Source organism: Thermomicrobiales bacterium, from assembly GCA_037045155.1.
In the GTDB taxonomy this organism is placed as follows: Bacteria; Chloroflexota; Chloroflexia; order Thermomicrobiales; family CFX8; genus JAMLIA01.
Genome location: JBAOIG010000005.1, coordinates 566,417 through 592,876, shown reverse-complemented (window position 1 = coordinate 592,876; position 26,460 = coordinate 566,417). Strand labels below are relative to the sequence as shown.

26 protein-coding genes are annotated in these 26,460 nt (G+C 64.0%); 18 read left to right on the top strand and 8 right to left on the bottom strand.

The window, feature by feature from the left end; all coding sequences use genetic code 11:
- Window positions 1-299: 299 nt before the first annotated feature.
- The 3 genes from V9F06_12915 to V9F06_12905 are packed head-to-tail and all read right to left on the bottom strand — an operon-like array spanning window position 300 to window position 2,613.
- A complete protein-coding gene (locus V9F06_12915) occupies window positions 300-1,412 on the bottom strand; it encodes an alpha-amylase family glycosyl hydrolase (protein MEI2618508.1) in 1,113 nt (370 codons plus the stop codon).
- Complete coding sequence (locus tag V9F06_12910; GenBank protein MEI2618507.1) at window positions 1,409-1,966, bottom strand: alpha-amylase family glycosyl hydrolase; 558 nt, start codon at window positions 1,964-1,966, stop codon at window positions 1,409-1,411. Before V9F06_12910 ends, V9F06_12915 begins: the two co-directional genes overlap by 4 nt.
- A complete protein-coding gene (locus V9F06_12905) occupies window positions 1,963-2,613 on the bottom strand; it encodes an SIMPL domain-containing protein (GenBank protein MEI2618506.1) in 651 nt (216 codons plus the stop codon). Before V9F06_12905 ends, V9F06_12910 begins: the two co-directional genes overlap by 4 nt.
- A gap of 133 nt (window positions 2,614-2,746) precedes the next feature.
- On the opposite strand from V9F06_12905, the gene V9F06_12900 reads away from it, so the two are divergent.
- The gene (locus V9F06_12900; protein MEI2618505.1) at window positions 2,747-3,145 is read left to right on the top strand and encodes a DUF6220 domain-containing protein; all 399 of its coding nucleotides are present in this window, start codon (window positions 2,747-2,749) and stop codon (window positions 3,143-3,145) included.
- 88 nt (window positions 3,146-3,233) lie between these two features.
- Window positions 3,234-4,337: a Zn-dependent alcohol dehydrogenase gene (locus V9F06_12895; GenBank protein ID MEI2618504.1), complete on the top strand. Its 1,104-nt coding sequence runs from the start codon at window positions 3,234-3,236 to the stop codon at window positions 4,335-4,337.
- A 4-nt stretch (window positions 4,338-4,341) separates the two neighbouring features.
- On the opposite strand, the gene V9F06_12890 is transcribed toward V9F06_12895, so the two are convergent.
- The gene (locus V9F06_12890; GenBank protein ID MEI2618503.1) at window positions 4,342-5,688 is read right to left on the bottom strand and encodes an MFS transporter; all 1,347 of its coding nucleotides are present in this window, start codon (window positions 5,686-5,688) and stop codon (window positions 4,342-4,344) included.
- A gap of 139 nt (window positions 5,689-5,827) precedes the next feature.
- Between V9F06_12890 and V9F06_12885 the strand changes: the two genes are divergently transcribed.
- Window positions 5,828-7,051 carry a lamin tail domain-containing protein gene (locus V9F06_12885; protein ID MEI2618502.1) on the top strand — a complete coding sequence of 408 codons (1,224 nt, stop codon included), beginning with the start codon at window positions 5,828-5,830 and terminating at the stop codon, window positions 7,049-7,051.
- Here V9F06_12885 and V9F06_12880 read toward each other — a convergent pair.
- On the bottom strand, window positions 7,048-8,013 hold the full coding sequence (locus V9F06_12880) for a Rieske 2Fe-2S domain-containing protein (GenBank protein MEI2618501.1): 966 nt from the start codon (window positions 8,011-8,013) through the stop codon (window positions 7,048-7,050). The two genes, V9F06_12885 and V9F06_12880, sit on opposite strands and share 4 nt — an antisense overlap.
- Window positions 8,014-8,143: 130 nt before the next feature.
- Between V9F06_12880 and V9F06_12875 the strand changes: the two genes are divergently transcribed.
- From V9F06_12875 to V9F06_12860, 4 genes are all read left to right on the top strand, one after another.
- Window positions 8,144-8,725 carry a DNA-3-methyladenine glycosylase I gene (locus V9F06_12875; protein MEI2618500.1) on the top strand — a complete coding sequence of 194 codons (582 nt, stop codon included), beginning with the start codon at window positions 8,144-8,146 and terminating at the stop codon, window positions 8,723-8,725.
- Window positions 8,726-8,917: 192 nt separating this feature from the next.
- Complete coding sequence (locus tag V9F06_12870; protein ID MEI2618499.1) at window positions 8,918-9,781, top strand: S1C family serine protease; 864 nt, start codon at window positions 8,918-8,920, stop codon at window positions 9,779-9,781.
- 2 nt (window positions 9,782-9,783) lie between these two features.
- Window positions 9,784-10,407, top strand: a complete 624-nt coding sequence (locus V9F06_12865) for a response regulator transcription factor (GenBank protein MEI2618498.1) — start codon at window positions 9,784-9,786, stop codon at window positions 10,405-10,407.
- An 86-nt stretch (window positions 10,408-10,493) separates the two neighbouring features.
- Window positions 10,494-11,411 (top strand): acetamidase/formamidase family protein, encoded by a 918-nt coding sequence (locus tag V9F06_12860; protein ID MEI2618497.1) that lies wholly within the window; start codon window positions 10,494-10,496, stop codon window positions 11,409-11,411.
- 54 nt (window positions 11,412-11,465) lie between these two features.
- Here the strand turns inward: V9F06_12860 and V9F06_12855 are convergent, their stop codons facing one another.
- Both V9F06_12855 and V9F06_12850 read right to left on the bottom strand, forming a co-directional pair.
- Window positions 11,466-12,776, bottom strand: a complete 1,311-nt coding sequence (locus V9F06_12855) for an acetyl-CoA hydrolase/transferase C-terminal domain-containing protein (GenBank protein MEI2618496.1) — start codon at window positions 12,774-12,776, stop codon at window positions 11,466-11,468.
- Between the two features lie 84 nt (window positions 12,777-12,860).
- A complete protein-coding gene (locus V9F06_12850; GenBank protein MEI2618495.1) occupies window positions 12,861-13,793 on the bottom strand; it encodes a universal stress protein in 933 nt (310 codons plus the stop codon).
- Between the two features lie 258 nt (window positions 13,794-14,051).
- Here V9F06_12850 and V9F06_12845 point away from each other — a divergent pair, with 258 nt between their 5' ends.
- From V9F06_12845 to tyrS, 4 genes are all read left to right on the top strand, one after another.
- Window positions 14,052-14,753 (top strand): response regulator transcription factor, encoded by a 702-nt coding sequence (locus V9F06_12845; protein ID MEI2618494.1) that lies wholly within the window; start codon window positions 14,052-14,054, stop codon window positions 14,751-14,753.
- Window positions 14,753-16,693, top strand: coding sequence for an ATP-binding protein (locus V9F06_12840; protein MEI2618493.1), 1,941 nt, complete (start codon window positions 14,753-14,755; stop codon window positions 16,691-16,693). The genes V9F06_12845 and V9F06_12840 overlap by 1 nt, the downstream gene beginning before the upstream one ends.
- Window positions 16,694-16,958: 265 nt before the next feature.
- Window positions 16,959-17,891: a hypothetical protein gene (locus tag V9F06_12835; protein ID MEI2618492.1), complete on the top strand. Its 933-nt coding sequence runs from the start codon at window positions 16,959-16,961 to the stop codon at window positions 17,889-17,891.
- A gap of 141 nt (window positions 17,892-18,032) precedes the next feature.
- Entirely contained in the window at window positions 18,033-19,331 is a 1,299-nt protein-coding gene (gene tyrS / locus V9F06_12830) for a tyrosine--tRNA ligase (GenBank protein ID MEI2618491.1), read from the top strand.
- A gap of 106 nt (window positions 19,332-19,437) precedes the next feature.
- Here the strand turns inward: tyrS and V9F06_12825 are convergent, their stop codons facing one another.
- Window positions 19,438-19,566: a hypothetical protein gene (locus tag V9F06_12825; GenBank protein ID MEI2618490.1), complete on the bottom strand. Its 129-nt coding sequence runs from the start codon at window positions 19,564-19,566 to the stop codon at window positions 19,438-19,440.
- Between the two features lie 173 nt (window positions 19,567-19,739).
- On the opposite strand from V9F06_12825, the gene V9F06_12820 reads away from it, so the two are divergent.
- The 7 genes from V9F06_12820 (at window position 19,740) to V9F06_12790 (ending at window position 26,360) form a co-directional block, all read left to right on the top strand.
- Complete coding sequence (locus tag V9F06_12820) at window positions 19,740-20,144, top strand: RidA family protein (protein ID MEI2618489.1); 405 nt, start codon at window positions 19,740-19,742, stop codon at window positions 20,142-20,144.
- 2 nt (window positions 20,145-20,146) lie between these two features.
- Window positions 20,147-21,151, top strand: a complete 1,005-nt coding sequence (locus V9F06_12815; protein ID MEI2618488.1) for an LLM class flavin-dependent oxidoreductase — start codon at window positions 20,147-20,149, stop codon at window positions 21,149-21,151.
- A gap of 201 nt (window positions 21,152-21,352) precedes the next feature.
- Complete coding sequence (gene coxB, locus V9F06_12810) at window positions 21,353-22,408, top strand: cytochrome c oxidase subunit II (GenBank protein ID MEI2618487.1); 1,056 nt, start codon at window positions 21,353-21,355, stop codon at window positions 22,406-22,408.
- A 56-nt stretch (window positions 22,409-22,464) separates the two neighbouring features.
- Entirely contained in the window at window positions 22,465-24,408 is a 1,944-nt protein-coding gene (gene ctaD, locus V9F06_12805) for a cytochrome c oxidase subunit I (protein ID MEI2618486.1), read from the top strand.
- 30 nt (window positions 24,409-24,438) lie between these two features.
- Window positions 24,439-25,029, top strand: a complete 591-nt coding sequence (locus tag V9F06_12800) for a cytochrome c oxidase subunit 3 (GenBank protein MEI2618485.1) — start codon at window positions 24,439-24,441, stop codon at window positions 25,027-25,029.
- A 50-nt stretch (window positions 25,030-25,079) separates the two neighbouring features.
- The gene (locus tag V9F06_12795) at window positions 25,080-25,391 is read left to right on the top strand and encodes a cytochrome C oxidase subunit IV family protein (GenBank protein ID MEI2618484.1); all 312 of its coding nucleotides are present in this window, start codon (window positions 25,080-25,082) and stop codon (window positions 25,389-25,391) included.
- A gap of 117 nt (window positions 25,392-25,508) precedes the next feature.
- Window positions 25,509-26,360, top strand: a complete 852-nt coding sequence (locus V9F06_12790) for a cytochrome c oxidase assembly protein (GenBank protein ID MEI2618483.1) — start codon at window positions 25,509-25,511, stop codon at window positions 26,358-26,360.
- Window positions 26,361-26,460 lie beyond the last annotated feature (100 nt).

The window sequence follows — 26,460 nt, the reverse complement described above, 5'->3', positions numbered from 1 at the left end:
CGTGGCACGGGATGTCTTCCTTCGGTCGAACGATGCGCTGCATGATGCTCATTGACTGATGTGAACGGCCGCTCATTCCCGCTCGAAATTCGCGGCAAACCGACCTATTATGCATGTGGAAGATGACGAACGAATGACGATGCGTCGGCGGCGAAAGATCGCAGCGATGCAAGCTCTGGCTCATCCGCCGAATACGTTCTGCGACGAGTATCCCACGACGGACGCGAGCGGAGATCCGCGATAGCCCGTGTCTGGTGGGGCGCGCCGGTCGGAGCGTAACGCCAACTGTCGCGGCGCGACTAGGCCAGTTGCAGGACGAGCCCTTCGTTGCCACGCAGCGTCAGGTTCGCCAGGTCGGCCGGCCCCTCGCGGTCCAGCGCCGTCGAGACGGCGATCGCCGCCTGGCCGGCCTCAGGGAGCTCGATCGTCACTGTGCGTCTCGCGAAGCTCAGCAGCACCAGATAGCGATCTTCGCCCGCCTCGCGCAAAAAACCGAACACATCCGGCGGGACCGCGTCCAGCGCCCGATAGTCGCCAACCGACAATGCCGGACTGGCGCGGCGCAGCCGCAGCAGCGCGCGAGTGAGATTGAGCATCGAGTGTGGGTCGGCGGCCTGGGCCACGACATTCGTCGTCGCCAGATCGGGCGCGAGCGGCAACCACGGCTCAACGCCGGCCGGGCAGAAGCCACCGTTGGGGCTATCGTCCCAGGGCATCGACGCGCGTGCAGGGTCTCGGCTGAACTGCGCCTCGCCCATCCGGATGCCCCACGGATCCCGCATCTGCTCGATCGACACCGTGGCGTCGCGCACCCCCAGCTCGTCACCGTAGTACAGCGTCGGCGTGCCGCGCAGTGTCAACAGGAGCATCATCCCGACGCGCGCTTCATCCACGCCGACGCGGGTCGCGATGCGTGGCTCGTCGTGGTTGCCGAGGACATAGTTCGGCCAGCCGCCAGGTGGGACCGCTGCCTCGATGGCGTCGACCAGCGCGCGGACACGACCCGCCTCCCTGGGCGTGTTCAGCAGGCCGAAGTTGAACGGCAGATGTAGCTCGTCCAGTCCCTCGCCGTAATAGCGCGCCCAGCGATCGAGGTCGAAAATATGCAGCTCGCCGATCGCGACGCGCGGGCGTTCCGCTTCGAACTCGTCCAGCACTGCCCGCATCGCGCGGGCGACCTCGTGGTTGTCGTCATGGTCGAACTCATGCAGATGTTGCTGACGGTCGAACTCGAGGCCGTGCGTGCGGTGGGTTTCCAGGTGGCCGGCGTGATTCTCCGGGTTGTCGCGCAGGTGGGGATCCTTCATCACATTATGGAGGGCGTCGATCCGCACCCCATCGACGCCGCGCGCGAGCCAGAATCGCAGTACGTCGAGCATCTCCGCGCGGAGATCCGGGTTGCGCCAGTTCAGATCCGGCTGCTCGGGCAGGAAGACATGTAGGTAGTACTGGCCGGTCGGCGTTGTCCCAGCTCCCAGGTCGAGCCGCCGAACGGGCCGATCCAGTTGTTTGGCGGCGATCCGTCCGGCTTCGGGTCGGCCCAGATGAACCAGTCGCGCTTCGCACTCTCGCGTGACGAGCGCGCCTCGACGAACCACGGGTGCTGGTCGGAACAGTGGTTCGGAACATAGTCGATGATGATCCTCATGTTGCGGGCATGCGCCTCGGCCACCAGCTCGTCGAACGTGGCCAGATCGCCGAAGAGCGGGTCGACGTCGGTGTAGTCGGCGATGTCATAGCCGAAGTCACGCATCGGCGATGGGAAGAACGGTGAGAGCCAGATCGCGTCGATGCCGAGCGTGTCGCTCAGGTAATTGAGCCGCTCGATCACCCCGCGAAGGTCGCCGACCCCATCGCCATCAGTGTCCTGAAAGCTGCGCGGATAGACCTGGTAGATGACCCCGGCCTGCCACCAGAGACGCTCGCTGGGTTCCAACGGCCTGTCCCTGTCCTCTCGCTCGATCATCCCTGCTCGATGGCGTAGGTGACCTGCACTGTCGCGCGCACTTCCATCTCCCCCGCGTTGATGCCCAGCTCCATATCGGGCGCCATGCGGGCCATTGTCATCGGCGGGCTGGCGACGACATCACGACGGATTGGCTCGATCGTCGTGCCTGGCTCGGAGATGCTGATGATCGCGCCAAGTCGCGCGCCGAGCGCGGTGACGTAGGCCTCGGCTCGTGCCGCCGCATTTTCCGCCGCAGCACGGCAAGCGTCGAGGCGGGCCGGGTTGTCCAGCGCTACGCTCCAGGTAGGCCCTTCGATCGCTGCCATGCTCCGCGCCACTGCTGCGCTGATCAGCTTGCCCAGCGGTTCGGGGTCGGTGAGGAGCAAATGGACGCAGTTCGTTGCGCGATAGCCACGATGGATGTGCTTGCTTTCCTTGCTGTTCCACTCGGTCTCTTCTTGAACGGTGGCGCCGGTCGTCGTCCAGCACGCGCGGTCGATGCTCAACTCGCTGAGGATTTCTTCGAGCGTCGCGCTACGCTTAATCACTTCCGCCAGCGCTGCCTCGGCGGTGCGATCGAGGTAGGAGACCGAGAGATCGAGCTCCACCTCATCGGGCTGAGCGTTGATTACTGCGGTCCCACGGACCGTCACTGTTGCTGACATGTTGACCCATTCCTATCGTCGCCCGGTGGCGCTCGTCCGTCATCGGGTCGTCATCAAATCGCGGTACTGTTCTGACCGATGTTCGCGGGCAGTGCTCCCCACCCGCACAGTCTGGAGAAAGGATAATCGCAGAGTGATCTCCCCAGCGCACCCGATCTCCCGTTGGTCACGGATAGGTTTCGTTGTTAGCGCCTGGCTGTACGCAGTTGGCGTCATTATCCAGGTCTTCCTGGCCGGCCTCAGCGTCTTCAACGACGCAACGCGCTGGCCAGATCATGTCCAGTTCGGACAGATGGTCGGCGGCTTCACCGTGCTGATGGTCGCGTTCGCCGTCGTTGGCCGATTGCCCTGGCTGATCGTCGGGCTGGCGTTCGCCGAGTTCATGCTCTACGGCATGCAGTATCCGTTTGCACTGTCCAGTATCGGCGCGATGGCTGCGCTTCATGCGGTCAATGCGCTGATCATGTTCTGGCTGGCCATCACGCTGGCGCAGCGCACGCAATCGCTTGCCTTCAGCCGCGCCACCGTCTGACGCTTCCGCTATCATGGGCGGCATTGAGATGTCGATGCCGCCCGTGTGGCCTGCGATATCGCGCAGGCCCGGAGGAAGGGAGAGTCCGATGCGGACGATCAGGGCCGGCGTGCTCTACGAGCCGAATCAGCCGATTCGCGTCGAGGAGGTTCAGCTCGACGACCCCCAGGCCGGCGAGGTGATGGTGAAGATCGCCGCGGGCGGCGTCTGTCGGAGCGACCTGCACGCGATCAACGGCGAGTGGCGGATGCCGCTGCCGATGGTTCTCGGCCACGAGGCGGCCGGCGTCGTCGAAGCAGTCGGCCCAGGCGTGACGCGGGTGAAGCCGGGTGACCGGGTCATCCTGAACTTTTCGCCAAACTGCGGCGTCTGCCGCTATTGTGTCTCTGGCAAGCCGCACCTGTGCGAGACGACCCGGAAGTACCCGCTCGGCGTCCTGCCAGGTGGTGGCACGCGCCTCAGCAAGGACGGCCAACCCATCTACCACTTCGCCCGCACAGCGTCGATGGCGGAATATACCGTCGTCCACGAGAGCGGCGCTGTGCCGATCCCCGCCGACGTGTCGATGGAGATGGCCGCGCTGGTTGGCTGTTCGGTGACGACCGGCATCGGCGCGGTGATCAACACGGCCGGCGTCGAGCCCGGCAGCACCGTCGCCGTCATTGGCTGTGGCGGCGTCGGCCTCAACATCATCCAGGGCGCGCGTCTGGCGAATGCCTCGCAGATCATTGCGGTTGATATCAGCGAGCCGAAGCTGGAGATGGCGCGCCGCTTCGGCGCGACCGATGACGTCGATGCCAGCGAGGCCGACCCTGTCCAGCGTATTCGCGAGATGACCGGCGGCGGAGTCGACTATGCTTTCGAGGCGCTCGGAACCGGCGCGACCGTCACCACGGCGTTCGATTGCCTGCGACCTGGCGGCACGGCCGTGATCGCCGGCATGGCGCCGGATGGCGTGACGGCGGCGATCGACGCTCGCATGCTGGCCGGGACGGAGAAGACGCTCAAGGGCAGCTACTATGGATCAGCGCGCGTCTCGATCGACATGCCGCGCCTGCTGACGCTGGCCAAGGCCGGCAAGATCGATCTCGAAGGGCTGGTGACGCGTCGCTATCCACTGGAGCAGATCAACGAGGCCTACGCCGCGCTCGATCGTGGCGAACCCGGCCGTGGCCTGATTATCTTCGACTGACGGGCTAGTGTGCCCGACTCAGCGCCGCGTCGGCCTGCGCCTCCTCCAACGCGCGCTGCTGGTCTTCGGCGATCCGGGCCGGCGATTTCTGATTGGCCGGGTCGAGTCGCAGGGTCATGAAGAAGGTGAAGATCGCGAAGCCGGAGGCGATCAGGAACGGGATCTGATAGCCAACGAAGTTCAGGATGAAGCCCGCTGAGATCGGCACGATGATCGCCGCCATATGCTGGAAGGTGACCCCCATCGCCAGCGATGGCGCGATCTCGTTTGTCACCGCGATCTTGCGCAGGTACGTGGCTGCGCCGATCGACGATAGCGGCGTGATGAACGAGTACGCGACGTATGACAGGCAGGCGATATAGATATTGTTCGTTACCGCGTACCCGCCGAGCGCCAGCACGTAGGCGATATTGACTGCCGACAGCATCCGCTTCTCGCCGTAGAAGTCGATCGTCCGGCCGATCCAGGGACTGGCAAACATCGCCCCAGTGCGAACGACGATCAGCAGCGCCGAGATTTCGGGAACACCGAGGCCGTGAGCGTGGACCAGCACCCAGAGGCCGAACGAGAAGAAGATCTGCTGGCGAGCGCCGTCGAGGATGCTGAGATAGTAATAGAACTTGTATGGCTTGCGAAAGACGATCGGATCGCGCTTCCCGATAAACGCGCGTTCCTCGCCGTCGTGCAGGTGAGGGAAGTTGTAGATCGCGACGGCGGCGAGGAGCGCGAAACCGCCGGCGATAATGAACATCGGCCGGAATGACAGCAGGTCGAAGTAGAAGACGATGAAGACCAGCACCATCGCGATCAGCGCGCCGGCGCTGTTGATCGCGCCCATCTTGCCGAGGATGCTGCCGCTGCGACGTTCGTTGGTCAGGCTCATCCCCAGCGCGTACTGCGTCTGGAGCACCGTGTGGTAGCCCATCGACGACAGAATGACCCACGGCGCGACCGTCCAGAACGAGTTGGACAGACCAAACAGAAAGTAGCCGACGGCCAGCACGACCAGCATCATCGATGTCAGCCGCGGGATCGACATCCGGTAGAAGATCGCGGCCACGAAGATCAGCAGAAAGCCCGGCACCTCGCGGATCGCGGTGATGTAGCCGAACTGCGGTCCCTGCAAGCCAAGGACCTCGTCGAAGTAGTTGGTGACGATATTCTCCTGGATGGCCATTGACAGGCCGAAGAAGAGCGTCATCAGGCCCAGGAGCACGAATCCGCGCCGAGCTGCCGGCGCGGAAAGATCCGAAAATCGGTGGACTTGCTGCACGTCAACCTCGCTGCCGGGGTAAGCTGTCTGCTCGCATCCCCCGCCAACGCCGGGGTAGATGCGCAATGATACGCGCATTCGGCTATCGCGAATACGTCTCTCGCGCCGGTCGGGCAATTTGTTGCCTTGACTACGTCCGTTCCGGCCACCCGATTGACGACTCGACCACGCCCTGCGACGATCCCCGCCACGAACGCAACGAAGGGAGCCGGGGGAGATGTCGTTACGACGCGCCATCGCCTGTCTACTGGTCGCGACCATCGGGCTGGCGCTTGCGCCGGCCGCCTCGGCAGCGCCGACCGAGCACACTGCCTTCGAACGCACGTGGGCGCGGACAGATATGCCGATCGTGGCGCAACAGACACAGCGCACCTGGATGTGGGGGCCGGCAGCGACAACCGGACTGCTGAGTGAACCCTATGTGAATTCCCCCGGCGGCACGCGGATCGTCCAGTACTTCGACAAGTCGCGGATGGAGATCAACAACCGCGACGGCGATCGTTCATCCCCCTGGTATGTCACCAACGGCTTGCTGGCGAGTGAGTTGATCAGCGGGCGGATGGCGGTCGGCGACAGCGCATGGCTGGCGCGTGAGCCGGCCGTCGTCAACGTGGCCGGCGACGCCGATGACCCGGCCGGCCCGACATACGCGACCTTCGCCACTGTGCGTGACGCCAGCCGCTCCGTCCAGGGCGCGCCAATCGTCGCGACGCTCGCGCGCGACGGCAACGTCGATACGAACCCGTGGCTGGCGCAGTGGGGCGCGACCGACGCGGAGTGGGTTTCCCTTACCGGACACTGGGTCGCCAGCCCGTTCTGGGCGTTCATGCAGAGCCAGGGCACTGTCTACAAGGGGGGAATCTACGCAACCGAGCCGCTGTTCGAGAACCCCTTCTATGCCACCGGCTACCCGATCACCGACGCCTACTGGGCCAACGTCCGCGTTGGCGGGACCGCGTCCGACGTGCTGGTGCAATGTTTCGAGCGTCGCTGCCTCACCTATACACCGGCCAACTCTCCAGAGTGGCAGGTCGAGGCCGGCAACATCGGGCTGCATTACTACACATGGCGCTATGGCCAGGCCGGCGAGACGCTTACGCTAGCGAACATCACGACTGGAGACCTGCGGATTGATTACATCCTGGCAGATCCGAGCTGGGAAGAGGGCGCGAAGTACGAGTACGCCCTCATCCGCAATCATGATGACGTGACCATTCATCTCAAGGGATGGCAGGTCAAGGATGAATCCGGCACGACGTTCACATTTCCCGATGGCGTCTTCCTGCTGCCCGGCGCGTCGTTACGCCTGCACGTCGCCAAGGGGCTGAACACTCCGACTGATATCTACTGGGGCCGCACCGGCGCAGTCTGGAACAACGGCGGCGACTCCGGCTACCTGATCGACCCAACCGGCAAGACAGTGTCGGGGTACTTCTACTAGTCGTCCTCGCTGGCCGCGATGTGCTCCGGCGCGGTGCGTGGATCCTTCGGCGGATCCGGCCAGTCACGCCCTTCGTAGTTCGGCGAGATCAGGATGCGCCCGCCATCCTCGCGGACATCGAAGGTGCGGAGTGGACTGGAGGCCGGACCGGTCAGCGGCGCGCCATTGCGGACATCGAATCGCGAGCCATGCCACGGACAGGTGACGATACAGTCGTGAATCGGACCCTCCGAGAGCGGCCCGCCCGCGTGTGGACACCAGTCCTCGACGGCGTAGACCTGGCCGGCGGTGCGGTAGAGCATCACTGGCGACCAGCCGTCCTCGACGACGACCCGCTCTCCCTCGGCGATCTCATCCGACGCCAGCACGTCGCGTTCCTCGATCTGGGGCTTCGGGTAGAGCGCGACGCGGACATTTGTGCCGAGGTTGTAGACCAGGTCCCCGCCGAGCGCGCCGCCGAGCGCCAATGCGCCGAAGCCGGCGCCAGCGAACATCCTGCCTGCGCTGCGTTGGCCGGCCAGACGCAGCGCGAGCGATGCGCTGTAGCAGGCAAGCGCGGTCGTGTTCGAGAGCGCGTGCGCCACGGTGACCCTGCGAGGATGGCCCCAGAGGTCGGCGAAGTCAGCTAGCCCGGTCAGCACGGCCGCGCTCGAGGAGACGATTCCGACGCCGATCGCCGTGTCTGCCGCAGTCCGGAAGTGCGGCGTGTGACTCCTGCCGAAGACCTCCAGCGCGTCGAAGGCCGCAGCCATTATCCAGGCGCCGAGCGGCGCGGCCACGAGCATCGGATGAATACGATGTCGGGCCTGTGTGCCGTTGAGCAGGCTCTTCACCTGCCTGGCCCCGTCGCTGGTATTGAATACGCGTGTTACCGAATCCTGGAGGGGATTCGCGACCGTCTCCAGCCATGCGAATTGCTCGCCTTCAAGAAACCCGCTGAGAGTCTTCGCCTGCTTGCTCATTCCCGCCTCCTCGATTGCGCCGATCGGATTTCACACCCGAGCAAGATCCCTCATATCAAGAACCGTGCCGATCGACGCGGCATACTTGCGCGGTGCGGTGCGTCCTCTGGCTGACGAAGGGGTGGATGAAATGGAGACCGTCGATGCGCGCCAGCGCTGCGCCTGGCCCGGGAGCGACCCGCTCTACATCCTCTACCACGATGAGGAGTGGGGCGTGCCCTGCCACGACGACCAGAAGCTCTACGAAATGCTCGTGTTGGAGGGGTTTCAGGCCGGCTTGTCGTGGATCACGATCCTGCGCAAGCGCGAGGGGTTCCGGCGCGCGTTCGAGGGGTTCGACCCGGAGCAGATCGCCCGCTACGGCGAGTCCGATATCACCCGACTCATGGCCGACTCGGGGATCATCCGCAATCGCCTGAAGATCGAGGCTGCGCCGCGCAATGCCCGGGCATTCCTTGCCGTCCAGGAGGAGCTCGGTTCGTTCGACCGTTATCTCTGGGACTGGGTCGATGGCGAGCCAGTTCGCCATCCGGAGGGCTACACGCCTGAGACGCTCCCGGCGACGACCCCGTTGTCCGATACCGTCGCTCGCGACCTCAAGAAGCGCGGCTTCGCCTTCGTCGGCTCGACCACGATCTACGCCTATCTGCAGAGTATCGGAGTCATCGACGACCATGTTCGCGGCTGCTTCAAGTTCGTTCCGCGGGGGTGACAGCCGGGGTTACGAACGGCCGCGCGGGGGGCACGTTCGCCTTGTTTTCCGATATTGCTCGTTTGTTGGCGAGTCGTCACCCTGCTCAATCGGGCAGGTCGCCACTACCGGACCGGCTGATGCCTCCGACGCCGGCAACCGGCACAATCGGATGTATTGGCACGTTCGCTCACCTGAAGAGGGGCACGAGATATGACCGCGAATGAAGCACGCAATATCGGCTACGCTGATGCCGTCGAAGCGGCTGGCGCGTGGACCGTCGGCGTCGATGCCCGGCGGCGTTATGGCGCCACCGGGATCGTCTGGAGTACTGGGGTCGTCATCACCGCCGACCACGTCGTCGAGCGCGATGAGGATATCGTCGTCATCCTGCCCGACGGGAAGCGGGTTGCGGCGACGCTGGCCGGCCGCGATCCTGCCAACGATCTGGCTGTGTTGCGGGCGGGGGATCTGCCCGCGTCCGCCTTACGCGCACCGAATCCGCGTGTTGGCGATCTTTGTCTGGCAATCGGCCGACCGGGCGGATACCTGAGCGCAGCGCTGGGCATCATCTCGGCCACGGGCGCGCTCTGGGGGCGACGACGCCGCGGAGACAGGCGACCCGTAATTCGCCCGGACCTCACGCTTTATCCCGGCTTCTCTGGCGGGCCGTTGATCTCGGCGTCCGGCGAGCTGATCGGGATGAGCACGACGGACCGGGGAGGTGTGCTGGCGCTGCCGGTCGCCGAGATCGAGCCGATCGTCGCTGAGCTGCTCGCGCACGGACGGCGGCGACGAGCCTATTTCGGGATGACCAGCCAGCCTGTTCCGCTGCCTGACGCCGAGGCCGGCCAGCAGACGGGTCTGCTTGTTGTCGGCGTCGAGCCGGAGAGCCCGGCTGCAGTCGGTGGGCTGATGGTCGGCGACATCGTCGTCGGCATCGGCGATGACATCATCCGCGATACCGACGATCTGCGCGACGCGCTATCGCCAGACCTTGTCGGAAAGACGACCAGCATCCGCATCCTGCGTGGCGGAGTGGCCCGGAGCCTCGACGTCACTATCGGCGAGCTGTAGCCGTGTCGAGCGGCGGCCAGCCAGCCCGTGTCGCGATCGCATCGGCCTATCCGTCGGTGCGAGCCGGGCTGCGCGCGATGCTGGCCCCGCTCGACACAGTCGAGGTCGTTGCCTATCTGATTGGCAGCGACCTCGAGCCATTCGAAGCCCCCGACCTGCTGGTGATCGACGTGGATTCGGATGACACCGAATACCCCTCCCGCCTGGCTGCCAGCCACCCCGAGGCGGCGCTCGTGCTGCTGGTCGATGACGTCACGACCGGGAGGCGGATGGCGCAGCTGGCAGGCCGTGGGCTGGCGATTCTCTCGCGTGATGCCGGGCCAGACGAGCTCGCGGCCGCCGTCCTCGCGACGCTGCGCGGACTGGTCGTCCTCGATCCGGCTGTCGCGCCGATGGCGGTTACGGCGCCTGCCCCGCTCGATCTGGATGAAACCCTCACCGACCGAGAGCAGCAAGTGCTCGCGCTGGTCGCGCTCGGGCTGCCGAACAAGACGATCGCGGTCGAGCTCGGGATCAGCGAGCACACCGTCAAGTTCCACGTCGCCGCCATCCTGGATAAGCTCGACGCGGCCAGCCGCACCGAAGCGGTTGCTATCGCGGCTCGACGCGGCCTGCTGGTGTTGTAACAAACGACAGCCGGGGGGTGAGACACGGCCCGCAATCCCGTATCCTGCCGGCAACGGATAGGCACGGATTGAGGGAGGGACCAACGATGACTGTGCATCGCTTTGCGCCGGATCACTATTTCTCGACGATTGGCAGCCATGAGCCTGCGCTGCGGATTGGAGATGGGGACAGCGTCGAGACGACAACGATCGACGCCGGGGGCCATGACTCGTCCGACAACCGCATTCATCGCGGCAGCAACCCGCAGAGTGGTCCCTTCTATGTCGAAGGGGCGGAGCCGGGGGATGCACTGGCTGTGCGGCTGGATTCGATCGTGCCGAACCGACGGCGCGGATGGAGCTCGTCGCTCATTGCCGAGCGCATCCTCGACCCCGAGTTCGTCCGCACACTGCCCGAGCCACGGACGATTGACTGGGACGTCGATGTTGCGGCCGGCGTCGTGACGCTGACCGACCCCGAGTTGGAGGCGACGCTGGGTCGGCTCGCGCTGCCACTCGAGCCGATGATCGGTTGCTTCGGCGTCGCGCCGGCCGGCGGGCAGGCTATCGGGACCGCGACTTCGGCGCAGCACGGCGGCAACATGGACTATCGCGGGCATCGCCCGGGTGTCACTGTCATCTTCCCGGTTGCTGTCCCGGGCGCGCTCTTCCATATCGGCGACGGGCATGCTGTCCAGGGTGATGGTGAGATCGCCGGCACCGGCGTCGAGATCTCGATGGATGTCCGGTTCACTGTCTCGATCATCAAGCACAGCAACATTGTCTGGCCCCGAACGATCGACGACGACTACATCATGGCCATCGGCAATGCCCGCCCACTCGACGAGGCGCTGCAGGCTGCGACGACCGAGCTTGTGCGTTGGCTGGCCGCTGACTATGGCCTCGACACCCGCTCCGCGTCGACCCTGCTCGGCCAGACCATCGAGTACGACATCGCCAATGTCTTCGACCCCGCGTACACCGTCGTCGCAAAGCTCAATAAGCGCTGGCTGCCGGCGCGATAGTCCGACAGCCAGGCATTCAGGGTCAGGCCCGGGGGTGATGGGGTGAGCAGTCCGTCACCCCCGATTCCTCTCGCGGGCGAACGCGCGGAGGTCATTACGGAAATCGGGGTGCGCGATGCTGATCAGCGCCTCGGCTCGCTCGCGCAGGTTCTTGCCGTAGAGGTAGGCGACGCCGTACTCGGTCACGACGTAGTGAACGTGCGCCTGGGTCAGTGTCACCATTGCGCCATCACGGAGCCGGGGGACGATTCGCGACGATGTGCCGCCCATGGCAGTGGCCGGCAGCGCGATGATCGCTTTGCCACCCTCGGCCAGCGCAGCGCCCCGGATGAAGTCGGTCTGCCCACCGAAGCCGCTGTAGACACGGTCTCCGATCGATGCCGCGCAAACCTGTCCGGTCAGATCGATTTCGATCGCCGAATTGATCGCGACCATCTTGTAGTTGCGTCGAATCACTGACGTGTCATTCGTGTAGTCAGCCGGCCGCATCACAATTTGCGGGTTATCGTGGACGAAGTCGTAGAGCCGCTGAGTGCCCATCAGAAACGAGGTCACCAGCTTGCCAGGGTGGAGAGGGTTGCGATCGCCGGTAATAACCCCTCGCTCGACGAGATCAATGACGCCGTCGGAGAACATCTCGGTGTGCAGGCCGAGGTCGCGATGCCCGCCGAGCTGGGCGAGGACCGCGTTCGGGATGCTGCCGATCCCCAGCTGAAGTGTTGCGCCGTCATCGATCAGCCCGGCGACATGCTTGCCGATCTGCGTCTCTGCCTCGCTCGGCATCGCCAGCTCGACGATCGGCAGCGGGGTGGCGATCTCGACAATCGCGTCGATGTCATCGACGTGGATGAAGCCTGCGCCGTGGGTGCGTGGCATCGATGTGTTGACCTGGGCGAGCACCGTTCGCGCACAGCGCAACGCCGCCATTGTGACATCGACCGAGACCCCGAGCGAGCAGAACCCGTGGCTATCAGGCGGTGAAACGTGGATCAGCGCGACGTCGATCGGCAGGTGGCCCGAGCTGAATAGCAACGGCACCTCCGAGAGAAAGATCGGGATATAGTCGGCCTGCCCGGCATTGACTGCCTCGCGGACGTTCGAGCCGACGAACAGCGCCTCGTGCCGGAAGCTTGCTTGCGCCTCGGCCTGAAGGAACGGCGATGGGCCTTCCGTGTGCAGGTGAACCAATCGGACATCGTGTAGCTCGCCAGCCCGGCCGGCCAGCGCCGTAAGCAGAGCGTGCGGGGTCGCGCAGGAACCCTGGACGAAAACCCGCTGGCCGCTCTTCACAAGCGCAACAGCGCCTCCCGCCGAGCGAAGCTTCTGGTCATATCGCCTCGACCAGCCATTGGATCTGGTGTTCATTCCTCGCTCATTCCGTTGTGCCGGCAGGGGCAGTCGCGGGTTGATGGCTCACCAACCCGTGCCCGCCTCGCCCGGACAGATCATTCAGCTTGCGATGGCCGATCGAGCTGGCTCGGTGATCTCGCGGGCGTGTGCGCCGGGCGGGATCGCCAGGATCGGAGTTGTGCCACGATGGAGCAGCTCGTTGGTGACGCTGCCGAAGGCCCAGCGGCGAAAGCCTCCGCGGCCGTGGGTGGAGATGAGGATCAGGTCTGCGTCGGTCGTCTCGGCAACCCGCGCGATCTCGTCTGCCGGGCGTCCGGAGCGAACCTCCCAGACAACCCTCAGCCCGTCGGAGCGGAGCTGCGTCGCCATTGCGTCGAGGGCGGCGCGTGCCTCGGCGCGGGACTGCTCCTCCAGCTCCTCGATCTGCTGCTGGGAAAGATAGACCGACTCGGGGACTTCGGCGACAAAGGCGGCCTGCCAGAATGGGTCGATGACCCGGACGAGCGCCAGCGTCGCGCCAGTGCCAGCGGCCAGCTCCGTGGCGTAGGGCAGCGCGGTTTCCGAGAGCGGCGAGCCGTCGAGTGGCACGAGAATCGTCCTCAGGTTCTCGTTTCGCACGGAGTGTTCATCTCGCACCAGGGCAACGGGCACCTTCGAACCGCGGATCACCTTGTCGGCGACGCTGCCGAACATGACCCGCCCGAAGCCGCCGCGCCCATGCGACGACATCGCAATCATCGCTTCGGGTGTGCGGTCGGCGAAGCGGAGAAGCTCCTCGGTCGGATTGCCCGTCAGGATGCGAGTTTCCACCTTCACGCCCTCCCCGATCGAAGCGGCGACGAAGGCGAGGTACTGTTCTGCGTTCGCGCGATCCTCAACGGTCATGGCCGGCGGAAGATCACTGAACGCTGGCTCATCGACGACGTGCACGAGGGTGATAGAGCCCCGACGGGCACGCGCGAGTGTGGTTGCCAGGCTCACCGCATGTTGCGATAGCTCCGACCCGTCCAGCGGCACGATCACCGTCTTCACGTCTCTATCTCTCCATTCGTCTTCACGGCGCATATATCTGCCCGACCCTGACAGGTCGAAATGTCACGCATCAGATAAAGCCTAAGCGAGCAGATGTTTCGGCTGTGTGATCTGTCGAACGGGGGTCGTTACAGTTTCGTGTACGTTTCGAAGCTCGGCGCTTTCCGTTGCGGCACGAGGGTTCTCTCCTGCGCTCGTGCAATAGACTAGAATTGCACCGTGATTTGCGGCAACGCGGGTGAGAGTGAGAGTGGCTGCGTGCGCAAGCATATGATCCTTGTTGCTGATGACGATGCGCCGATCCTGCGACTGGTGCGGGCGAAGTTGCAGACCGACGGCTATGCCGTCGTCACGGCGACGAACGGCGAGGAAGCAGTCCAGTCTGCCGAACGCGAGCGGCCGGATCTCGTCGTGCTCGATATTATGATGCCGGTGGTGGACGGGCTGGAGGCCATGAAGCGCATCCGCCAGGTATCCAACGTGCCGATCATCCTGCTGACAGCGCGGGCGAGCGGGGCCGACAAGATCCGCGGCCTGGATCAGGGCGCCGATGATTATGTCACGAAGCCGTTCGATCCCGACGAGCTCTCGGCCCGGATCGCGGCGATCCTCCGCCGCTCGGCCGGCGGCGCAACCCCGGCCAGCCAGATCCTGGAGTATCCCCGCGTCACGATCGACCTGGTCAATCGCAATGTGATCGTGAACGGCGCAGAGATCCAGCTGAGCCGGACCGAGTGGGAGGTGCTCTATCAGCTCGCCTCCAACGCCGGCCGGGTGATGCTCCACAGCGAGCTTCTTTCGCGCATCTGGGGGCCGGAGTTCCGCGACGAGACCTACTATCTGCGCACATGGGTGAGCCGTATCCGCAAGAAGCTGGATGACCAGGACAACGAAAACCCGCTGATCCGCACCTTTCCCGGGGTCGGCTACCGGATGGAGCCACCGGGCGAGGAGGGCTAATGCCCCTCAGTGTCATCAAGCCGGTCACCGAGGCGCTCTCCAGGGCGATTGGCGTGCCGGTGTCGTTGCTTGCCAGCGCCCCGGCTGCTGTCCGACGCGAGATAATGGCAGCCACCGTGCAACACGGCCTTGGCACCGTCGAGACGCAGATCAACTATCATCGCTATCTGGCCACCCGGTACGACGCGAGTCGCGATTCGGTGGTCGTCCTTGGCCCATACCGCCGGCCGATCGACAATCAGTCTGACGTCGCGACGCTGGATTCGGATGCTGAGGGGCGCGCGATCGCGGCGCTCCACGCAGCCTCGGTCGGATTTCGCCAGGCGATCGAGAATGAGCGTAGCCGCCTGAATCTCGCGTCGCAGCTCGAGGTCGTCAGTCGTTCGGTCCTGGCCGTCACCAGCGAGCTAGAGCTCAACACCGTCCTCCGACGGATCGTGGATCTGGCAGCCGAGCTGGCCGGCGCGCGCTACGCGGCGCTCGGCATCCCCGGCCCCGACGGCGAGCTGACGTCGTTCTTGACATCGGGCATGACCGAGGCCGAGGAGGGCCGAATCGGGCATCCGCCGCGAGGGCGCGGTATCCTCGGGTTGCTCCTTGCCGAACCGCGCACGATTCGACTGGTCGATCTGTCCACGCACCCGGCGTCGGTCGGATTTCCCCCGAATCATCCGCCGATGCGCAGCTTTCTGGGAGTGCCAATTGTTGCCCGCGGCCACGTGCTTGGAAATCTGTATCTGACCGAGAAGCGCTTTGGCGGCGAGTTTACCGACGAGGATGCCCGCCTCGTCGAGCTGCTCGCGCGTCACGCCGCCGTCGCGATCGAGAACGCGCGGCTGTATTCGGCGATCGAGCTTCAGCAGGAACGATTGCGCACGATCATCGACCAGTTGCCGGAGGCGATTCTCCTCCTCGAGCCAGGGCCGGAGGAGGAGGTGACGATGGCTAACTCCCAGGCATCCGAGCTGTTGGGGTGGGCGATCACGACGCCGATTTCGGTGGACGAGTTTCTCTCGCGTAACCCGCGGTTCGACGCCGATGGCACGCCCGTCGAGCGCTACGGCATCCCGATGGTTCGTTCACTCCTCGATGGAGAAACCGTTGCGCGCCATGAGCTCCGGTTGCTGCGCCCGAACGGTGACGAGATCACGATCCTGGTTAACAGCACTCCGCTGCGGGATTCGACCGGAATGGTGAGCGGCGCCGTCGTCGTGTTCCAGGACATCAGCCAGATCAAGGACGCCGAACAGCTCAAGGATGACTTCCTTTCGCTGGTTTCCCACGAGCTCCGCACGCCGTTGACGACGATCCAGGGCGGCGCGACGATGCTGCTGCGCGATTGGAGCGCGCTCGACGCGGAGAGCCGGCACGCCTTCCTCAGCGACATCGCCTCGGAGAGTCGCCGGCTGGCGAGCCTGATCGAGAACATGGTTCAGCTTTCGAATATCCGTGCCGGCCGGCACCCCCTCGAAACCGAGCCGACACTCGTCCGCTCGCTGATTCAGCATTCGGTCGACGCGGAGCGGCAGCTTGCCGAAGATCGCGCATTCTCTACATCGAGCGAGCCGGGCCTGATGCTCGACGCCGATCCCGACTGGATCGACCAGGTGCTGCGCAACCTGATCCACAACGCGGTGAAATACACTCCGGCCGGCCTGCCGATCGAGGTTCTGGCGCGGGCGCGCGGCGAATGGGTCGAGTTCGCTGTGCGCGACTACGGCCCCGGAATCGACGAGGACGATCTGCCCCTCGTCTTCGAGCGATTTCATCGCGCCGCAAGCGCTCGGCGATCGAACGCGCCGGGAATGGGCCTGGGCCTCTATCTCGCCCGGGTCGTTGTCGAGGCCCACGGAGGGCGGATCTGGATCGAACGCCCCGAGGACGGCGGGCTTCGCGTTGTGTTCATCATCCCCGCGCTCACCGGCGACGAGCCAGACTGAACCATCCCGGCTGGCGCCGCAGCTCGCAACACACCGGGTCCGCCTCCGGGTCGCGCGGGAGATCGTGGCAACGTCGCTGGCGCGAGCGGATGCGATGCTTCGCGTCGATTGCCACAGGCCGGAGCCTGGCCATCCTGTTACGCAAATGACACGCTGGCGCCCAGGATGTTATGCCTTTCTCAGGTGAAATGGCACACAATATTCGCGCGACGCGAGCCAGCCCGGTTCGCGCGCTGTGGGTCGAACGTGTCGAAAGGAGCGCAACGTGAAGCTCATCTCACGCCTGTCGTTGTTGCTCGTCGTGTTGCTGATCGCACTCATTCCGTCGGTTGTGTTCGCTGCCGATGGCAACGATGTGAGCGATTTCATCCTGCAGGTCAATCGGCCGATCACGATCGATGCCGGCCAGCGCGCCGACACGGTCGTCGTCATTAGCGACGATGCGCGGATCGACGGAACGGTGACCGAGGCGCTGGTTGTCATTGATGGCGATGCCTGGGTCTCTGGCGTCGTCAATGGCGACGTGGTCGTCGCTCGTGGAACGCTCCACCTGCTGGCTGGCTCGCAAACGGGCGATATCAGCCTCTGGCGTGGCGAGGTCGTTCGTGAGGACGGCGCGGTCGTCACCGGCTCGATCGACCGAATAGAGGGCTTCAGCTACTGGGACGCCGCGCTCTTCAGCATCGTCTTCTGGATCGGCATGACGATGGTACTCGTCGTCGCCGGCCTGATCTTCGCGGCGGTTGGCGGGCGTCAACTGGAACGCGCGTCCGGGTTGCTTGGCCAGAAGCCGGCTGGGTCGATCGGCTGGGCGGCGATTCTATTCATCGGTCTGCCGATCCTGGCTGTTTCTCTACTGCTGACAATCGTTGGCATTCCCCTCGGGCTCGGAGTGCTGATCTTCCTGTTGCCAACGCTGTGGTTCCTCGGCTACCTGGTCGCGGCGACAGCAATTGGCAACTGGCTGGCGCGCCGGTTTGGCTGGAGTCAGCGACCGGAGCGACCGTATCTGAGCGCGGTGCTCGGCGTGCTGACATTCGGCATCATCGGTCTGATCCCCTGGATCGGCGGGTTGATCGCGACCGTCGCCGCGACGGTCGGCGCTGGGGCGCTCGGGTACGCTGCCTGGCGGGGCTGGCGCGAACCCGCTGTCGCGGAGGAAGCGCAGCCTCGAGCGGTTGTTTCGAGCGCTGCCTGAGCGATCCTCACGCGTCCGGGGCCGGCCCGCCGGCCCCGAACGCCGTCTGCGACACCGCGACCATACATCCTCTATCCTTAGAAGATCGACCGCGCGGGCGTGGCCGCGTGGGTGGCAGGCTGGGCAGGTGGAGCGACGAGCATGACGACGACAATGGAGCGGGCGCCGGAGCTAGCACGCAAAGCGGGGGTCAACCCGATTGACTACCTGCGCAAGCGCGGGTTCGTGCAGGACGTGACCGACGAGGCTGGCCTCCGCGAGGCGTTTGAATCTGGAGTCGTTACGCTCTACAACGGCTACGACGCGACCGCTCGCAGCCTGCACGCCGGCAACCTCGTCTCGATCATGATGATCTCCAGCCTCCAACAGTTCGGCCATCGGCCGATTGCGCTGGCCGGCGGCGGCACGACGATGATCGGCGATCCGTCCGGCAAGGATGAGATGCGCCAGATGCTGACGATCGAAGCGATCGAGGCCAACCTCGTCGGGATCAGGGCGCAGTTCGATCGCTACCTGGACTTCGAGGGCGCCCGCTTTGGCGACAATCCGCCAGCGTTGCTGATCAATAACGCCGACTGGCTGCTCAAGCTGCAACTGATCCCATTTCTCCGCGATATCGGCCGGCACTTCTCGGTGAATGAGATGCTGGCCGCCGAGACCTACCGCCAGCGGCTGGAGACGACCGGCCTCAGCTTCATCGAGTTCAACTACCGGGTGCTGCAGTCCTACGACTACCTGCATCTCTTCCGAGAGCACGGCTGTATCCTCCAGACCGGCGGTTCCGACCAATGGGGCAACATCACCGCCGGAGTGGACCTGATCCGGCGCGCCGACGGCGGCAAAGCCTACGGCCTCGTCGTGCCTCTGATCACGACCAGCGACGGGCGCAAGATGGGCAAGTCGGTCAGCGGCGCGATGTGGCTGGACGCCAACATGCTCAGCCCGTTCGATTACTACCAGTTCTGGATCAATACGACCGACGACGATGTCGCCCGATTCCTACGCATGTTCACCTTTCTGCCGGAGGATCGTATCGTCGACCTGACCTCCGTGTCGGGCCAAGCCCTCCGCGAGGCGAAGCGGGTGCTAGCCTGGGAGGCGACGGCGCTAACCCATGGTACTGACGCCGCCGAGGCAGCAGTTGCCCAAACACGAACCTTATTCTTTGCGGACTCAGGTACGATCACTGCCGAAGAGGATCTGGGGATCTTAGTCAAATTCCGAGCAACTGCGAATACTACGCTTGCCGAGGTTGTTATCGCTGCCGGCCTGGCGACATCACGCAACGAGGTGCGCCGACTGGCGACGCAGGGCGGCCTGAGCGTCAACGGCGAGCGCGTCGAGAATGTGGACATGCCGGCCAGTGGTCTCGACGATGTCCTCGTCCTGCGCGTGGGCAAGAAGCGCTTTCGGTCGGTCCATCTTGTCCGCGAAGAATAGCGGCGTGCGCCATCCCACCGGCCATCAGGTCGAGTTCACCGCCTTCCCCCAACTCTGAGGGAGGGCGGCGTGTCCTCCAGTCCGCGAATGAGGGCTCGCCCAGTCCTCAGTGCTTCGTTTGCGGCTGGGTGATCGCCTTGCCAGGGATGTGCTCGACATGCGCATTGGGCTTCGGGGCGGGTTTCTCTTTCTTCACCTTGCGGGTTTCGCGGCCCTGCCGATTGCGTCCCTTCATGGATGATGCTCCTTCCATCGACGATGGATTGCGAGCCGGTGTGCGCCTGCTTCCGATCATAGCACCGTCTCCGAACGTGTCATCATGGCTGTTTCGAGCACCGCAGGCATAGCGTGGTGGGGCGCGTGGGATACTGATGGCCGATGGCACAGGGGATATGAGCGGAGTGAACGATGCAGATGGATCGACAGCAGTTTTCGTCGGGGACGGTCTGGGAGGAGCGTGTTGGATATTCACGGGCGGTGCGAGTCGGGCCGTTTGTGCACGTCTCCGGCACCACCGCGACCGATGATGAGGGAAACGTCGTTGGTGTGGGTGACCCGGCGGCTCAGATGGACCACATTATCCGTAAGATCGAGCGAGCGCTTATCTCGGCCGGAGCGAGCCTGGACGATGTCGTGCGCACCCGCATTTACGTGACAAACGTCGATGACTGGGAGGCGATCGGCCGCGTTCACGGGCGATACTTCGCAACCGCTCGGCCGGCGAATACATTGGTCGAGATCAGCCGACTTGTGGGCGACAAGTATCTGGTCGAGATGGAGGCCGAGGCCATCATCCGGTCGTCCGAGGCCTAGGCGTGCGCTTCTCATTGCGGCTGAACAACGATCTGCCGATCCACGAGTATGTCACCTTGGCGCGCGCCGCCGAGCGGGCGGGGTTCGACCAACTTTGGGTCAGCAACGATTTGTTCCTCCGCTCCGCGCCGGTCGTGCTGGCCGCTGTGGCGCAGGCAACTGAGCGGATCGAGATCGGAACCTGCATCCTGAATCCCTACTCGATGCACCCGGCCGAGATCGCGATGGCTGCGGCGACGCTCGACGAGCTGAGTGGCGGCCGTTTCAACCTCGGAATCGGCGCTGGCGCGGAGGAGTTCCTTAAGTGGATCGGCGTCGAGCGAGATCGGCCGCTGGCGACAACCCGCGACGCGTTACGTCAGCTTCGCGCTGTCCTCGACGGCGAGCCAGCGCCTGGGTGGACGCCAGAGGCATATCTGCGGTTCGGCGATCGCCGGGGCGCGCGGCGCATCCCGATCTATCTGGCGGCGCTCAGCCCGAGAATGCTGCAGTTGGCGGGAGAGCTGGCCGATGGCGTGCTTCCGCTGCTCTTCCCGCCAGAGCACTACGAGACGGTCGAGCCGTTGATCCGCGATGGCGCCGCGCGGGCCGGCCGGGACTTTGCCGCGTTCGATCTGGTGGCCTGCATCTGGTGCTCGGTGTCGGACGATCGCGAGGCCGCCGAGCGTGTGTTGCGTGACAAGATTGCCTACTACGGACACGCGCTCAGCCCATTGATCTGGGATCGCCTCGGCGTTCGCCAGGATGACTTCCGGCCGATCGAGCGGGCACTGATGACCGACCGAGATCCCGAGGGCGCGCGGGCGCTGGTGAACGAGCGAATGCTGCGCATCGGCGTCGTTGGCACGCCGGCTGACCTGATCCCGCGGCTGGAGGGATTGGTGACGATGGGCGCTCGCCATCTCAGCTTCGGGCCACCGCTGGGGCCGGATCCTCTGGCGGCCGTCGAATCGCTCGGCCGCGAGGTGATCCCATACTTTCGGATGGTTTCATCGTCGGGGTGTTGAGCATCTGCCGCTTGTCGGTTATGCTAGGCGCAGCGGAGTACCCAGTATCTCCCTGCAGAAGGCGCCAGGTTCGTCGACCGTACTAAGGTTGGGGTTCGGTGGGCGAGTGAAGCCGGCATCTATGCTAGACTGGGCAGTCTGACACAGTCCTGCATCATATCTCCTGGGGGTTCGTCGTCGCGGGGAAAGGTTTGTGGGGGAATGGTTCGTCGCCTTCAGGGTCGACGGCCGGGCGGAGGCCATCGTGGCTATCTGTCGCGGACGTTGCTCATCATTACACTGACACTGCTGACTCTGGCGATCACTGCCTGTGGCAGCGCGCCGCAGTCGACTCTCATCAGGAAGGGCGAGGCAGCAGACCGGATCTGGGACGTCTACGGGCTGATCTGGATCGGTGCTGCGATCGTCTTCGTCCTCGTCGAGGGGTTGCTGGTCTACACGATCATCCGCTTCCGACGAGCCCCGCGCACAGCGCATGGGCGGCCTGTGCCGGTGCACGGCAACACGAAGCTCGAGATCATCTGGACCATCATTCCTGCCGTGGTTCTTGTCTTTATCGCCATCCCCACGCTGCAGATCATTGCGGATCTCGCCGAACCGCCGACCGATCAGGGGGCGCCGCTCAAGGTCGACGTGATCGGCCACCAGTTCTACTTCGAGTTTTCCTATCCCGAGCTTGGAGTCAAGACCACCAACGCAATGCACATCCCGACCGGGACAATCGTCGACATTAGCCTGCAGTCCAACGATGTCATCCATTCGTTCTGGGTGCCGCAGTTGGCCGGCAAGACCGACCTGATCCCCGGCCGAACGAATCGGATGTGGCTGGAGGCCGCTGAGGCCGGCACCTACCATGGGCAGTGTGCGGAGTTCTGTGGTCTCGGCCACGCGCTCATGCGCTTCACGGTCGAGGCTCAGACGCAGGCTGACTTCGATGCCTGGGTCAACGAGCAGAAGAATCCGACCGCAGGCGGCGGGGGGCAGCAACTGGCCCAGAGCCTTGGCTGCACCGGTTGCCACTCTGTGGATGGCACTGCCAGCGTTGGACCGACCTGGAAGGGACTCTACGACCACAGCGTCAAGCTGAGTGATGGCTCTTCGGTGACGGCTGACGATGCCTACATCAAGGAGTCGATCCTGCAGCCAAACGCGCAGGTCGTCGGGGGCTTCCAGCCGATCATGCCGTCGTTCGAGGGCCGTGTCACCGACGCGGACATTCAGGAGCTCATCGCGTATATCAAGTCGCTCGGCCAATAACGCGGGCCGAGGCATAGTCGCGCGGTAGGGGTAGAACCTAGCGAGGGGTTATATCAATGGCAATGCGGGCGATCGCTCGCCCCTCTCAGGTCGGGGCGGTGCACGAAACGACCCTCACTGAGCCGACGGGGCTCTGGTCGTGGATTACGACAGTCGATCACAAGCGCATCGGCATCATGTATCTGTTCTTGTCGATCTTTTATCTGTTCGTCGGCGGCATTGAGGCGTCGCTGCTGCGTGTCCAGCTGGCGAAGCCGAGCAACAGCTTTGTCTCGGCCGATACCTTCAACCAGCTGTTCACCATGCACGGCACGACGATGATCTTCCTCGCGCTGATGCCGATGTCGGCAGCGTTCTTCAACTACCTGGTGCCGCTGATGATCGGCGCGCGCGACGTCGCCTTCCCGCGGCTGAACGCGTTCTCCTGGTGGGTGTTGCTGTTCGGCTCGATCGTCATCAACCTCGGCTGGTTCACCGGCGGGGCGCCGAACGCAGGCTGGTTCTCCTATGCCAACCTGACATCCAGCGCCTTCTCTCCGGGTCATAACGTTGACTGGTGGGTTCTCGGGGTTCAGATCCTCGGGCTGTCATCGCTGGCGACCTCGTTCAACATGATCGTCACGATCATCAACATGCGCGCGCCGGGCATGACTCTGATGCGGATGCCTCCGTTCGTCTGGATGACGCTGATCACTGCGGTTCTGATCGTCATGGCCTTCCCGGCGCTGACGGTTGGTGTCACCTTTCTGATGTTCGACCGCTTCTTCAGCACGAACTTCTTCGTTCCCGAAGCGGGAGGAAGCCCGTTGCTCTGGCAACACCTCTTCTGGGTGTTCGGGCACCCGGAGGTGTATATCCTGATCTTGCCGGCCTTTGGCATCGTGTCGGAGATCGTGCCAGTATTCTCGCGCAAGCCGCTGTTTGGCTATTCGGCAGTCATCTTCTCCGGCATAGCGATTGCCGTCCTGGGATTCAGCGTCTGGGCACACCACATGTTCACCGTTGGCATGGGGCCCGTCCCCACCTCGGTGTTCGGTCTGACGACGATGCTGATTGCGCTGCCGACTGGTGTGAAGATCTTCAACTGGACCTTCACGATGTGGGGCGGCCACCTGAGCCTCAAGTCGCCGATGCTCTTTATGATCGGCATGATCTCGATGTTCATCATCGGCGGCCTTTCCGGCGTCATGCACGCCTCGCCGCCGGTCGACGCGCAGCAGCAGGACTCCTATTTCGTCGTCGCGCACTTCCACTATGTGCTGTTCGGCGGCTCGCTGTTCGGGCTGATGGGCGCGATGTACTACTGGTTCCCGAAGATGGCGGGCAAGATGTTTCATGAAGGCCTGGCCAAGGCGCACTTCTTCTTCATGTTCGTTGGCTTCAACCTCGTCTTCATGCCGATGCACTGGGTGGGCCTCGAGGGCATGCCGCGGCGTATCTATACCTACGATGAGAGCACCGGCTGGGGCGGATGGAACCTGTTTATCTCGCTGGGCCTGTTCGTTCTGGTGTTCGGCTTCATCCTCTTTACGGTGAATATGCTGCTGAGCCTGGCGACCGGAGAGAAGGCCCCCGCCGATCCGTGGGACTCCGATACGCTTGAGTGGTCGATCCCGTCACCGCCGCCGTTCTACAACTTCGCCCATATCCCGACGGTGTTGACGCGCGTTCCGCTATGGACCGAGAAGTACCCCGATGTCTACGGCACCGGAGAGCATGGGCAGTCGACGGATGCTGAGCGGATGCATAACATCTACCCGGTCGATGAGCCCGCCGAGACAGGGTTCCATATGCCGAATGCGTCGATCTATCCACTGATCCTGGCGGTCGGTATTACTATCGGGTTCCTGGGACTGTTGATCAACCCGGTGGTTATCGTCCTTGGCGCCGCGATCGCCTTCATCGGTGTCTTTGGCTGGATCCTTCAGCCGGCAGTTGGTGATGGCACATCGCATGACGAACCGGTTGCTGCCGCGCCCGCAACGCGCTCGGCGAAGTAGTCGGATTGAAGAGGGCAGGAAACAGCAACGATGGCTGATCACGTTCTGGACCATCCAACAACAACCGGTCTCGACAACCGGAAGCTCGGGATGTGGGCCTTTCTCGCCTCCGACTGCATGTTCTTCGGCGCGCTCATCGCCGGATACATGGTCTCGCGCAACCGGAGTGTTGTCGGGCCGTACCCCGGGGACATTCTGAACATCCCATTCACGTCACTGTCCAGCTTCGTCCTGCTGATGAGCTCGCTGGCGATGGTGCTGGCGCTCTCGGCGATCCAGCGGGGCAAGATCCACCTGTTCCGGGTCTGGGTTGTGACGACGGCGCTGCTGGGTCTGATCTTCCTCGGCGGGCAGATCTATGAGTTCACCGAGTTCAAGCACGCCGGTCTGGGCATCAGCACCAATCTGTTCGGTTCGTCGTTTTTCGTGCTGACCGGTATCCACGGCACCCACGTTGCGCTGGGCGTTATCTGGTTGCTGTCGCTCTTCTATGGGTCGTTCAAGAAAGGGCTGGTCACGAAATCCAGCTCACTGAACGTCGAGATTGCCGGCCTCTACTGGCACTTTGTCGATATTGTCTGGATCATCATCTTCACGGTCGTCTACCTGCTGCCGTATTAGGCTGGAAACGGCCGGCGGGATGCCCACGGCCAGGATGGAGTTGAGAGTCGATGTCATCGGTTCCACAAGAACAAGCCGGGAGTCCCGCCCACGAGCATCCGACCTGGCAGACGTATGCGAAGATCGCCGCGATCCTGACGATCATCACCGCGCTCGAGGTGGCAACCTATTACCTCGATATCGGGAGCATGCTGGTTTACGTCCTGCTCGTCCTCTCGGCGTTGAAGTTCGGGATCGTCATCGGGTACTACATGCACCTGAAGTTCGACAACCGGCTGTACACGTTCATCTTCGGCGCCGGGCTCGCGGCAGCAATCTCCATTCTCGTGGCGCTCCTGGCACTGTTCGATCGCCTCGGGTAGCGACGATGATCTGGCGGGGAGAGCCTGGCTTCTCCCCGTCGCGCTTCCCAGCCGCAAATGGCCGGCCTCAGTAGAGCATCTGCTCCCCGGGCCGGCCCCAAGGTGATGGTTACATTCATGGTTCTTCCCATATTCGCCACGACGGCCCCATTCTCGATCTGGACCTGGTCCTTCGACCCCGGCGTTATCCTCGGCGTCTACATCGCTGGCTTCTTCTACTATCGGGCTGTTGGTCCGCGCCGCACGCGCTGGTTTCCCGACTCGGAGCCAGCCGGCGTCCGGCGTATCGTTTCGTTCTATTCAGCGATGGCGGCCCTGCTGATCGCCCTGGTCTCCCCTCTCGGCGTGTTAGCCGACGATTACCTGCTCACTGCGCATATGATCCAGCACCTGTTGATCACGATCGTCGTGCCGGTGCTGTTCTATGCCGGCATACCGGTCTGGATGTATGCGCCTCTGGTCCGACGGAAGCGGGTCTGGCGGGTGTGGCGCACATTGACACACCCGATCCTTGCGTTTGCGCTGTTTCAGATCCCGTTCGCGGTCTCGCACGCGCCGGTGTTCTACGACCTGACGCTGCGCTATCAGCCGGTTCATATTGCCGAGCACGTCTGGTTCATCGCGTCAGCGTTTCTCGTCTGGTGGCCGATCATGGCGCCGGGCCGTGAATACGGACAGCTCGCGCCGATCATGCAGGTCGTCTATCTCTTCTTCCAGACGATCCCCGGGCAGATCGTCGGCGCCATGATCACGATGTCGGAGACGCCGCTCTATCCGGAGTATGCGCACGCGACGCGGGCGCTTGGTCTGTCGGTTCTTGCCGATCAGCAGGCCGGCGGCCTGATCATGTGGATCGGCACCGGCACGCTGTATCTGGCGGCGTTGATGGTCGTCTTCTTCCGCTGGGCCAACAGGGAGGAAGCCAACGAACGCTGGGTCGGCGCAAATGAGGTGACAAAGCCGTCATAGCGCCTGGCTGTCGCGTCTGATTACAGGCGCGCTGCCGCGAACGGCGCCCCTTGCCGGGATCTGTGCGACACCTGATGGCTCGTCCACGTGCCGGAGCTGG